The organism is Butyricimonas sp. (assembly GCF_019423355.1).
Lineage (GTDB): Bacteria > Bacteroidota > Bacteroidia > Bacteroidales > Marinifilaceae > Butyricimonas > Butyricimonas faecihominis.
Map to the genome: position 1 here is coordinate 115,818 of NZ_JAHZBP010000012.1, position 11,866 is coordinate 127,683.

10 protein-coding genes are annotated in these 11,866 nt (G+C 44.5%); 6 read left to right on the plus strand and 4 right to left on the minus strand.

Annotated elements, in window-relative coordinates:
* The first annotated feature begins 948 nt into the window (after positions 1-948).
* The 3 genes from QVC79_RS15450 to folK all read left to right on the plus strand — a co-directional run bounded on the left by QVC79_RS15450 (position 949) and on the right by folK (position 4,554).
* Entirely contained in the window at positions 949-3,219 is a 2,271-nt protein-coding gene (locus QVC79_RS15450) for an ATP-dependent helicase (RefSeq protein WP_270595515.1), read from the plus strand.
* Positions 3,220-3,362: 143 nt separating this feature from the next.
* On the plus strand, positions 3,363-3,992 hold the full coding sequence (locus QVC79_RS15455; protein WP_087422611.1) for a DUF4290 domain-containing protein: 630 nt from the start codon (positions 3,363-3,365) through the stop codon (positions 3,990-3,992).
* Between the two features lie 82 nt (positions 3,993-4,074).
* Positions 4,075-4,554 (plus strand): 2-amino-4-hydroxy-6-hydroxymethyldihydropteridine diphosphokinase, encoded by a 480-nt coding sequence (folK, locus tag QVC79_RS15460; RefSeq protein ID WP_270595514.1) that lies wholly within the window; start codon positions 4,075-4,077, stop codon positions 4,552-4,554.
* 242 nt (positions 4,555-4,796) lie between these two features.
* On the opposite strand, the gene murA is transcribed toward folK, so the two are convergent.
* Positions 4,797-6,104, minus strand: coding sequence for a UDP-N-acetylglucosamine 1-carboxyvinyltransferase (murA, locus tag QVC79_RS15465; RefSeq protein ID WP_124317582.1), 1,308 nt, complete (start codon positions 6,102-6,104; stop codon positions 4,797-4,799).
* A 291-nt stretch (positions 6,105-6,395) separates the two neighbouring features.
* Here murA and sppA point away from each other — a divergent pair, with 291 nt between their 5' ends.
* Genes sppA through QVC79_RS15480 form a run of 3 tightly spaced genes read left to right on the plus strand, consistent with a single transcriptional unit; the run spans position 6,396 to position 10,037 of the window.
* A complete protein-coding gene (gene sppA / locus QVC79_RS15470) occupies positions 6,396-8,189 on the plus strand; it encodes a signal peptide peptidase SppA (protein ID WP_270595513.1) in 1,794 nt (597 codons plus the stop codon).
* Positions 8,190-8,197: 8 nt separating this feature from the next.
* Complete coding sequence (lpxK, locus tag QVC79_RS15475; RefSeq protein WP_270595594.1) at positions 8,198-9,250, plus strand: tetraacyldisaccharide 4'-kinase; 1,053 nt, start codon at positions 8,198-8,200, stop codon at positions 9,248-9,250.
* A complete protein-coding gene (locus QVC79_RS15480) occupies positions 9,225-10,037 on the plus strand; it encodes a purine-nucleoside phosphorylase (protein WP_124317585.1) in 813 nt (270 codons plus the stop codon). Before lpxK ends, QVC79_RS15480 begins: the two co-directional genes overlap by 26 nt.
* A gap of 252 nt (positions 10,038-10,289) precedes the next feature.
* Here QVC79_RS15480 and QVC79_RS15485 read toward each other — a convergent pair whose 3' ends face one another.
* The 3 genes from QVC79_RS15485 to QVC79_RS15495 are packed head-to-tail and all read right to left on the minus strand — an operon-like array spanning position 10,290 to position 11,864.
* Positions 10,290-10,796 (minus strand): 3'-5' exonuclease, encoded by a 507-nt coding sequence (locus QVC79_RS15485; protein WP_118305425.1) that lies wholly within the window; start codon positions 10,794-10,796, stop codon positions 10,290-10,292.
* Position 10,797: 1 nt separating this feature from the next.
* The gene (locus QVC79_RS15490; RefSeq protein WP_270595512.1) at positions 10,798-11,496 is read right to left on the minus strand and encodes an LrgB family protein; all 699 of its coding nucleotides are present in this window, start codon (positions 11,494-11,496) and stop codon (positions 10,798-10,800) included.
* An 11-nt stretch (positions 11,497-11,507) separates the two neighbouring features.
* Positions 11,508-11,864, minus strand: coding sequence for a CidA/LrgA family protein (locus QVC79_RS15495; RefSeq protein WP_151411528.1), 357 nt, complete (start codon positions 11,862-11,864; stop codon positions 11,508-11,510).
* Between the last annotated feature and the right edge of the window lie 2 nt (positions 11,865-11,866).

The window sequence follows — 11,866 nt, forward strand, 5'->3', positions numbered from 1 at the left end:
GAATCTCGTAAGATGGAACATTCAACACGCTATACACCCACAAATTAAAAAAAAGAATTATCCCTATCACGAAAAAAGATAAAATCACGAAAACCCGACTTCTAAAAAGTAGAATTCTTTCATAATGAGCCACTAGGAACAGAGAATAATAGTGCATAGATCATATCATTAATAAATAAATAACGAGATCAGACAAGAAGATCAAAGCCTAATCAAAAATAAATTCCTTTTAAGCTGTTAAAAACAATTGTTTAAAAAACATAATGAACGAAGTGGTAATATATGGGTACAACTTAAACGGGATTATATACGTGCCTGTACTCACTTCCGAATCTACAGGCATTATATGAGTTTGAGATTTATAATTGGTTTTATTCACCATAATTGTAATACTACAAGTTCCTTTTCCCGTTATTACAATCTCAAATTCTTTCACATCAAATGTACCATTGTCATTTGTTTCTACATACGTTCGAGACGGGCTCACCGTACAAACACTCGAATTACTAGATGAAACAGTTATATCGGGGATATAATCGTTAGGTCCCCGATTTACCATCACTTTCAATGTCCGAATGTCGCCTATGGCTGCCATTACTGGCAAATTCAGGACTAATATGAACAGGACTAAAAAGATTCGTAAAATACTTGACTTTTCTTTCATAATTTTAAATATTACAAGGTTTTAGACAATACTGTTAAATATCTCATCTCGTTATCAAAACGTTTTCCTAGCCGATCCTAGCACCCCGTTTCTTTAAGAAATTAAAAGTCGATATAAATTTAATAAAAAAAACGCACAAAAACAAGAAAGAGAAATTATGCACTCTAGATTAAAAACCCCGTAACCGAAAGTGTAATTCAAAAAGTAATTTATATTTTTGCATCTGGAAAAAGCGATCTTTCCATTCCAGCAAGTATACCTTAATTATTTGAAGAACTTTTATTGTGGATTTTATTAACGAATTGAACGAGAACCAACGAGAGGCCGTCGTGAACACGGATGGGCCCACGCTTGTGATTGCCGGAGCAGGATCGGGTAAAACAAGGGTATTGACATATCGTATCGCGAACCTGTTGAGCAAGGGAGTACCCGCTTACCGTATTCTCGCACTGACGTTTACCAACAAAGCCGCACGGGAGATGCAGAAACGTATTGCCACCCTCGTGGGACAAGGTAACGCTGCCAACTTATGGATGGGAACCTTTCACTCCATTTTCTCCAAAATTCTACGGGTTGAGGCCGAGCATCTCGGGTACACGTCCAATTTCACGATATATGATTCACAGGATTCGAAAAACCTAATCAAGTCTATTGTCAAGGACTTGAAACTGGACGACAAGGTGTACAAACCCAACGACGTGCTGGGACGCATCTCCATGGCCAAGAACAATCTCGTCGTGGCACAGGCATACGCCCAATCGGCAAAGATCACTTCTGCCGACCAAGCGGCCAAGAAACCCATGATCTCGGAAATATACAAGTATTACCAAGCCCGTTGCAAGCAAAGCGACGTCATGGATTTCGACGACCTTCTATTGCAAACGAATATTCTCTTCCGGGATTTTCCGGAGATACTGGAAAAATATCAGAAGAAGTTCGACTACATACTCGTGGACGAGTACCAGGACACGAACTATTCGCAGTACCTCATCATCAAAAGACTGGCAGAACAGCATAAAAACATCTGCGTGGTAGGTGATGACGCGCAAAGTATTTATTCATTCCGGGGAGCCCGCATCGAAAATATCTTGAATTTCCGAAATGATTACCCGGGCTACAAGTTGTGCAAGTTGGAACAAAATTACCGTTCCACGACCACCATCGTTGACGCGGCCAATAGCATCATCAGCCGGAACAAGGAACAAATTCCGAAAAAAACATTCTCCCAGAACGAGGAAGGAGATAAAATCCGGGTAATGAAAGCCTTATCCGACAAGGAAGAAGGTTTCCAAGTGGCACAGGAGATATTCCGTATCTCTCAGAACGAACAAGCGGAGTTCAATAATTTCGCTATTCTGTACCGGACGAACGCCCAGTCCCGTATCATGGAAGAGGCCTTACGAAAAAGAAATATACCTTATAAAATATACGGTGGACTTTCATTCTACCAACGCAAGGAGATCAAAGACTTGATAGCTTACCTGCGACTGACGATCAACCAGAATGACGAGGAAGCCTTAAAACGAATCATCAACTATCCGCGGCGAGGCATCGGGGACACCACGATCGACAAGCTGAAAGAAGTGGCACAAAAATACAACGTGAGTATCTGGACACTACTTTGCAACTTGAACAAAGTTCCGGGTATGGTTTCTGCCATGACTGCAGCCAAACTAACTCATTTTAGGCAACTAATCGAGGGATTCACCGAGATTGCCAAAGAAGAGAATGCATACGAAACAACTTATCGAGTGGCCAAAGCATCCGGTATCATAGAAGACCTTTCTTCCGATGACACGCCGGAAGGGGTGTCCCGCCGAGAAAACATACAGGAGTTACTGAATGCTGTCAAAGATTTCTGTGAAACCGCTTACAAGGAAGGTCGGGATGACAAACTCCCCGCATTTTTGGAAGGTGTTGCCCTGTTAACCGATCAGGATAGCGAGAAACCGGAAGACAATAATAAGGTGACCCTAATGACCATCCACTCCGCAAAGGGACTGGAGTTTGAAAACGTCTTTATCGTGGGCATGGAAGAAGAACTTTTCCCTGCCCAGCAAAGTGCCTATTCCCCTTCCGCTTTGGAAGAAGAGAGAAGGTTGTTTTACGTGGCACTGACCCGTGCAGAGAAAAGAGTGATCATGACCTATTCCTCTTCCCGGTACAAAAATGGTAACGTGGTCTATCCGCAACCCTCCCGGTTTATCGCAGAAATCGATCCGCACTACTTGGATGGATTTTTCACCCCGGCCCGTCCCTCCATGGGACGCTCGTTACACGGTCCCGGAATACAGGAAAAAGTGGCACGTCCTAAGATTACCCTTCAACCCAAGGTTGAAGTGCCGGACATTGACACCTCGAAATTGGTACCCATCAACGGGGAACAGATTATTCCCGACATGGTGATCTTTCACCCCAATTTTGGCCCGGGAAAGGTAATTTCCATAGATGGTTTGGGAGTAAATAAAAAGGCAAAAGTGATGTTCCCAAAGCACGGTCAAAAGGTTTTATTGTTAAAGTTTGCAAAACTTTACGTGCAAGGGCATACAAATTAATGACTTATAAACAAAAAATATTATATTTGCAGCATATTCTAATTTCTAATAGATGCGAGGGATAGATTATTCCGGTATTTTAATGTGATTTTCCGGCGTTTTCCCATAAAATAAAAAATTTTTAAGACCAAAATTATCCTGTAATGGACTATAATAGCCAAAGAAAAAAACTTATTCTTCCCGAATATGGAAGGAATATTCAAATGATGGTTGACCACCTAGCAACAATAACAGACAGAGACGAGCGTACCCGTGCTGCCAAAACAGTAATCAGCGTGATGGGAAATCTTTACCCGCACCTTCGGGACGTTCCGGATTTCCGTCATAAATTGTGGGATCACCTGATGATCATGTCAAACTTCACGCTGGACATTGATTCTCCCTACCCACTCCCGGAAAAAGATATTCTGGAAGAAAAACCGGAAAAGTTACCGTATAACAATCACCGGATCAAATACAAACACTATGGTCTTCTCACCGAGAAACTAATCGAGAAAATCAAAGAAACAGAAGACCCCGAAATCAAAAGAGTACTCACGGTGTTAACCGCCAACCACATGAAAAAATCATTCCTTACGTGGAATAAAGACTCCGTGGAAGACGATCAAATCTACAACGACATCAATACATTATACGGTGGCAATATCGAAATGCCGGAAGGAATGATCCTTTCTCACTCGAAAGACTTGTTGCAGAAGAAAAATACCAAACCCACGAATAACAACAAGCAACAGAAAAACAATAAGAAACAATTTTACAAAAAACACAACTAATAGTAGATTTTAGATTGCAAATTTTAAATTGAATGTTCTTTCAATCTAAAATCTAAAATCATCAAATCTAAAATTACTTGGGATGTTGGTAACTTTAATCTTCGGGGGAAATCAAGGGGACCGGAAAGCCTTGATCGGTGAGGCCATAACGGAAATGTCAAGCATAGGGAAGATCGAACGCTGTTCTTCCCTTTACGAAACCGCCCCGTGGGGATTCGAATCATCTGATTCTTTTTATAATCAAATTGTTACTTACGAAACAAACCTACTCCCGGAAGAAGTTTTGGATAAATGTCAGGCCACAGAACAAAAACTCGGACGAGTTCGCTCCGGTACTCAGTTCTGTTCCCGAACCATGGATATAGACATTCTTTTCTGTGATTCCCAAATCATCAACACGCCTCGCCTGACTGTTCCTCATCCCAGAATAGCACAACGTAATTTCGTACTTGCCCCCCTGAACGAAATCATGCCGGCCTTCATTCATCCGGTCAGTCACAAAACCATTGCCACTCTTCTCTCAGAATGCTCGGACACGCTAAAAGCGGAGAAGAAGTTTTAGAGTAATGTAGAATTTAAAATTTAGAATTTAGAATGAAAGAAAGCTACTCCCACAGGCTCCCTTTGCACGGGGAGGGGAGAGACGGATGCGAGAATACGCTTCAATGTAACAGTGCAGCGTGTTCTCCCCTTGTGTAAGGGGGAGTTAGAGGGGGTAGTTGGAAAGGTAAAAGATAAAAGTAGGAAATCAAGAAACGTTGGCCCCGTGCGGTTGGAATCTAAAATCTAAAATCATTACGTTCCTTAGTCAACCCGTCTGATCTCCGCACCAATCGCATTCAACTTTTCATCAATATGCTCGTAACCGCGGTCAATCTGATCGATGTTATCAATGACACTTGTCCCTTGCGCAGACAACGCCGCGATCAACAAGGCGATTCCCGCACGTATATCCGGCGACGTCATCTTGGTGGCCCGTAGTTGAGATTCATGATTTTGCCCGATAACCGTGGCCCGATGCGGATCACAAAGAATAATCTTCGCCCCCATGTCGATTAATTTGTCCACGAAGAACAAACGGCTCTCGAACATCTTCTGATGAATCAGCACACTCCCCTTTGCCTGAGTAGCAACAACAAGGAATACACTCAACAAGTCGGGCGTCAACCCCGGCCAAGGAGCATCGGCAATCGTCAGAATTGAACCATCAATAAAATCTTCTATCATGTAATGTTCCTGACGAGGAATATATAAATCATCCCCACGTTCCTCTACCCGGATTCCCAACTTACGGAACGCATCCGGAATAATACCTAACTGGGGAATAGCAACATTCTTAATCGTGATCTCCGAGCGGGTCAATGCTGCAAGTCCTATGTAACTACCCACCTCGATCATGTCGGGTAAACAACGATGCTGACACCCCCCAAGACTTTCAACCCCTTCAATCGTCAACAAATTGGAAGCAATCCCCGAAATCCGGGCTCCCATGGCATTTAACATCCTGCATAACTGTTGCACGTAAGGCTCGCAAGCAGCGTTATAGATCGTGGTCACCCCTTCCGCCAACACGGCAGCCATGATAATATTCGCCGTTCCGGTCACCGATGCCTCATCAAGTAACATATAAGTCCCCCGTAATTTCTGGGCAGAGGCCTTGTAACATCCCGAAATCGCATCATATTCGAACGTGGCTCCCAATTTCTCGAAACCAAGAAAATGGGTATCTAACCGACGACGCCCGATTTTATCCCCTCCCGGCTTGGGAACCAAACCGCAACCATGCATGGCCAACAACGGTCCCAGAATCATGATCGACCCGCGCAAACTAGCCGCTTTACTGTAAAAATCTTCTGTTTCCAAGTAATCGAAATTTATGTCGTTCGCCCGGAAAGAAAACTCACCTTTTTGAAGTCTCTCCACCTTCACTCCCATACCCCGAAGTAGATCAATCAATTTTATCACATCCAATATCTCCGGGATATTACTGATAACCACTTCTTCCCTAGTCAACAAACAAGCACAGATCACCTGTAATGCCTCATTCTTTGCTCCCTGGGGAACCAACTCACCTTTCAATCGTCTCCCACCAATAACTTCAAATTTGCTCATGTCGTATAATTAAAGAGTTACAGTTTTCGCTACAAACATTTTAGCCACGCATCGTAAGGGTAATATCTATCTCCCGAAACGTAACCGAATTCTGCACGTAAAACTATCAAAAAAACAAATGTCAACAAAATAAGTTTACAAAGTTTGTAAAATAGTGAATCGACAAAATCAATTAAAATTTTGTATGACCGGAATTATATCCATACATTTGTAAACAAGATTTACAATATAAACCATATTTTGTATCTCTAAATTTTACCCGAGATTATTAATAATTTAAAACAACACATAATGAAAAGCTTTCTGAAATACTTGTTAGCGACCATTGTCGGTATTATTATCGTACACGTTATCCTGTTTTTCGTGTTTATCGGGCTCGTCGGGGCCATAACCAGTTTCTCCAGTCCCACGATCGAGATCAAGGACAACACGATACTAAAACTATCACTGAAGACAGCAATCCCGGACAGGGCATCGGAGAACCCATTTCAGAACTTTAACTTGATGATCATGAGCCCAGAGAAACAAATCGGGCTAAATAAAATACTTGAATACATTGACAATGCCAGCAAGGATTCCCGCATCAAGGGGATTTACTTGGATCTGACAGAGATTAACTCTAATTTCGGGGCTCTCGCCACGATTGACGAAATCCGGAATGCCTTGTTGAGATTCAAAAAAAGCGGTAAATTCATTTACAGCTACACCAATCTGGGGTATTCCCAAAAGAGCTACTACTTGGCGACAGTTGCCGATAGTGTTTTCGTTAATCCCGAAACTCCGCTACTGTTAACCGGAATGAGCGCAAACATATCGTTCTACAAAGACCTTTTGAAAAAAATCGGGGTACAACCGGAAGTCATTCGTGTCGGTAAATTCAAATCAGCCGTGGAGCCTTACATCGAAACACACATGAGTGATGCCAACCGGGAACAGGCACAGACCTATTTAAGTTCTCTTTGGGGTAACATCGTGAAAGGAATTTCCGCCAGCAGAAATATCCCGGTAGAAAAGATCAATCAAATCACCGATGATTTCAAAATCTACCCGACAGAAGAATTCGTAAAAGAAGGATTTTTTGATGGAACCCTTTACGAAAACGCCATGCTCGACAAACTGCGAGAAGCATGTGGATTAACAGATGATGAAAAACTATCCCTGACAAGTTTCGAAGATTACACGAAAGCCACTTTCCCAAGCGTAAACTTTGCCGCCGACAAGATTGCGGTGATCTACGCACAAGGGAATATCGAATTCCAACAGGGACCGGAAAGTATAGGACCGGAACTGGCCACGACCATCCGGAAAGCACGTGAAGATAAAAACATCAAAGCTATCGTGTTACGTGTAAACTCCCCGGGAGGTAGCGCGCTGACTTCCGATATTATCTGGAAAGAGGTACAACTGGCCGCCCAGACTAAACCGTTCATCGCCTCCATGGGTAACGTGGCTGCGTCCGGAGGGTACTACATATCCTGTGCGGCAGACACTATCGTGGCAGACCCGACAACCCTCACAGGTTCCATCGGTATATTCGGTTTACTATTCAGCGGGGAGAAACTGATCAAAGATAAACTAGGAATCTCTTCCGACGTGGTGAAGACCAACGAACACAGTGATTTCGGTGGCGGCTACCCGTTACCCATCCCTATCAGTGATCGTCCCTTAACAGACTACGAGCGCAACGTGATGCAGACCTACATCAACCGGGGATATGACACCTTCCTCGATCGGGTAAGCCAAGGACGCCACATGACCAAAGAGGCGGTAAACGAAATCGCACAAGGACGGGTGTGGACAGGAGAGGATGCGCTGAAACTCGGATTAGTTGACGTGTTAGGCGGACTCGAAGATGCCATTGCCATCGCCGCCAACAAAGCAGGTCTGAACAATTACCAGATCACCGAACTACCGGTTGAACGCAGTCCTTTCGAAGATATTCTGATAAATTTCTCGCAAAGCATCAGAACCAGCATATTAAAATCAGAACTGGGCGATTTCTATGATACTTACCGGGAACAGAAAGAATTATTAAAAATAAAAGGCATGGTAGCCAGAATTCCTTACGATCTCACGTTTAATTAAAGCGAAATATTGTGTTGAAAAATCTCATTTTATGGCCTTTAAGCGTACTGTACGGCATCGGGGTCAGTATTCGTAACCGTTTGTTCAACTTGGGCATACTAAAGATACGGGAGTTTGACGTTCCCATTATTTGCGTGGGAAATATCACCGTGGGCGGAACGGGAAAAACCCCTCACACGGAATCCCTGATCAACGAGTTGAAAAATGATTACCGTGTAGCCTGTCTCAGCCGGGGGTATAAACGAAAGACATCTGGTTTCGTGCTGGCAACGGAAAACTCCACGGCAAACGACATCGGGGACGAACCCATGCAAATAAAGAACAAATTCCCGGAAATCACGGTAGCCGTGGATGCGGATCGAGTGCGTGGCATCAAGAAACTCATGCAACTCCCGGAAAAACCGGAAGTAATCATCTTGGATGACGGTTTTCAACACCGCTACGTGAAAGCGGACATAAACATCATGCTGATCGACTATAATCGTCCTATCTACGAGGACCATTTACTTCCCCTTGGACGTCTCCGGGAAAGTATTCACGCCAAAGACAGGGCCAATTATGTCATCGTGACCAAATGTCCTGCGAACATCTCTCCCATAGAGAAACGGATCATCCTGAAACACTTGAATTTAAAAGCCTACCAACAGCTTTTATTCACTGCCATGAGATACGGGGAACCCCGTTCGCTAGACGGGGACAGTCATCATGCGGTAACACCGAAAACGGCCATACTCTGTGTCACCGGGATTGCCCAACCGGCTCCCTACGTGGAACATTTAAAACAGATGACAGACCAGATTGATCACATCACATTCCCGGACCATCACAATTACAGTGACACGGACATAAAACATATTCTCCAAGAGTACGATAAAATCAGCTCCACGGACAAATGCATCTTCACCACGGAAAAAGATGCTGTCCGCCTCACGTTATGCGATATACCGGAAGAGATCAGGCGACAGATTTTCTATATCCCGATCGAACCGGAATTCCTGACTCCAAGAGATCAACTCATAAAAAATATATACGACTATGTTAGACAAGATACGAGAAAGTAGCAAATACTTGGCCCCCTTCGTGAAAGGAGAACACACAATTGGTATTATTCTGGGAACAGGGTTGGGAGAACTGGGAAAATCAATCGAGATCGAACACGCAATCCCGTACATGGCGATTCCTAATTTCCCCGTTTCCACAGTACAAGGACATCGGGGAGAATTGCTTATCGGGTCCTTCGGGGGTAAAAAAGTCATTGCTATGCAGGGACGTTTTCACTATTACGAGGGTTATTCAATGAAAGAAGTGACCTTCCCCGTGAGAGTGATGCACGCTCTCGGGGTAAAAACTCTTTTCGTTTCCAATGCGGCCGGGGGCGTGAACACGAATTACTTGGTTGGTGACCTGATGATCATTCGGGATCATATCAACCTATTCCCGGAACACCCGCTACGGGGTAAAAATATCGACGAACTCGGTCCCCGTTTTCCCGGAATGGCCGAGGCATATAGCAAACGCTTAATTCAACTGGCAGAAGAGGCCGGGAATAAATTAAACATTCCATTGCAAAAAGGCGTGTACGCCGGACTGCAAGGGCCATCCTTCGAAACTCCGGCAGAGTATAACTGGATTCGGGTTATCGGAGGAGACGCCGTGGGAATGTCCACCGTGCCGGAAGTCATCGTTGCCCGTCACATGAACATGGAATGTTTCGGGATGTCGGTTATCACGAACAGCACGGCCAGCGAGGAACTCATAAAAACGAACCATGCAGAAGTACAGGACGTGGGCAACCACGCTCAACCTCGAATGGGAGCTATATTCAAAGAGATTATCAGTAAACTATAAATTTTCCCCCTCACGTACAGTGAGGGGGACTCGTATATATCCCTCTATACACTCTTAGGAGTCTCGTTAATATGTAAATTCTACTTCAAGATTTTATCCACCACAAAAGAACCACTTTCCCCCATTGACTTCCCGTTGACTTTCCGTTAACTTCCCGTTGACTTCCCGTTGACTTACTAACGAGACACCAGTGAGACACCAATGCAATACACTTGAGATACCCTTCTTTAGCCTAGAAAACACAGGACACATTTAAAAAAGACTCAACTTCGACAATTCAATCATGATTTTCGCCGCACCCCGGGCATCACTTAACGCCTCGTGGTGATTTAATGCGATCCCGAAATGATCACACAAAGTATTCAATTTATAATTCGGCAAGCCTTTCACCAACTTCCGGGACAACCGGCAAGTACAAAAAGATTCAGGTAAACGGGCATACAGATCCGCCCGTTCCAAACAAGCTTTCAGCACGCTCATATCAAACCCCGCATTGTGGGCAACCAAAGCCTCCGTATCAAAGTAACGCCCGATCACGCCCCACAAATCATAAAACGAAGGAGCATCCTTCACCATCACGGGAGTAATCCCATGTATCTCGATAAACTTCTTGTTAAAATAGTAAGGTTCCGGCTTAATCAAGTGCGAAAACTCTTCCGTGATCTCCCCGTCCTGCACGACAACAATCCCGATAGAGCAAGCACTCGTCGGGTAACGGTTAGCCGTCTCGAAATCTATGGCCGTGAAATCCCGTAACATACTAAAATAATGACATTACCCACTCGACGACAGGCACCAGTATCGCCGTTGTCACTCCCATCAAACCAATTGCCAAACCACTAATAGCTCCTTCCAACGCGCCCAACTCCATTGCCCTAGCAGTACCCAACCCGTGAGCCGCGGCACCAAGAGATAATCCCCGGGCAATCTTACTATCAATGTTCAACTTGTTCAACACGAAAGGCCCCACGATTCCCCCGAATATCCCCACCACGATAACAATTACCGCCGCAATGGCAGGAATGCCACCCGCTTTCTCGGCCACCCCCATTGCTATCGGGGTCGTCACGGACTTCGGCTCCAATGTCGCTATCAACACGTGGTCCGCCCCCATCCAACGAGCAATACAAATCACACTCACGATTCCCACCAAACTCCCGACAAAGATAGAAGTCATGATCGACACCGCATTACTCTTCATGTATTCCACCTGTTCCCACAACACGTAGCCCAAGGCCACGACAGAAGGTCCCAGCAGGAAATTAATCATCCGGCTCCCTTGCTGGAAAGATTCATACGGCATCCCGATCACACTCATCACCGCCACTAACGCCGGAATAGAAACTAACAAAGGATGTAACAGCGCCAACTTCGTTTTCCGGTATAGCCAAAGCGCAGCCAAGTATACCCCGGCTACCAACGTTATTACAAATATCTCTGACGAAATAATAGACTGCATTTTCCTACAAATTAATTCGTTTTACCATGTGCCCGATGATCCTCTTGCCATTGTTGCAAAACCGCCACCACGATCAAAACCAACAAAGTCGTCACCGTCCCCACCACCAACACGATGTCCCAGTAACGGGACAATACATCCATGGACGTGATAATCCCCACTCCCGCCGGGAGAAAGAAAAACGCCATATTATCACAAAGAAAACGAGCCACCGGACGCACTCTCTCCGGTCGGACCCAACGCATGGATAATGCCAAAAACAAAAACATCATCCCCAACACGCTCCCCGGCACAAAACCGTTCACCAACCAAGCGCAACATTCACCCAGTAAATAAAAAGCCATAATAATAAAAATTCCTCCTAACATTC

Excerpts from the sequence above, each read along its gene's own strand:
- QVC79_RS15455 (WP_087422611.1), top strand. The coding sequence starts at position 3,363 with ATGGACTATAATAGCCAAAGAAAAAAACTTATTCTTCCCGAATATGGA.
- folK (WP_270595514.1), top strand. The coding sequence starts at position 4,075 with ATGTTGGTAACTTTAATCTTCGGGGGAAATCAAGGGGACCGGAAAGCC.
- murA (WP_124317582.1), bottom strand. The coding sequence starts at position 6,104 with ATGAGCAAATTTGAAGTTATTGGTGGGAGACGATTGAAAGGTGAGTTG.
- sppA (WP_270595513.1), top strand. The coding sequence starts at position 6,396 with ATGAAAAGCTTTCTGAAATACTTGTTAGCGACCATTGTCGGTATTATT.
- QVC79_RS15480 (WP_124317585.1), top strand. The coding sequence starts at position 9,225 with ATGTTAGACAAGATACGAGAAAGTAGCAAATACTTGGCCCCCTTCGTG.
- QVC79_RS15485 (WP_118305425.1), bottom strand. The coding sequence starts at position 10,796 with ATGTTACGGGATTTCACGGCCATAGATTTCGAGACGGCTAACCGTTAC.
- QVC79_RS15490 (WP_270595512.1), bottom strand. The coding sequence starts at position 11,496 with ATGCAGTCTATTATTTCGTCAGAGATATTTGTAATAACGTTGGTAGCC.
- QVC79_RS15495 (WP_151411528.1), bottom strand. The coding sequence starts at position 11,864 with ATGTTAGGAGGAATTTTTATTATTATGGCTTTTTATTTACTGGGTGAA.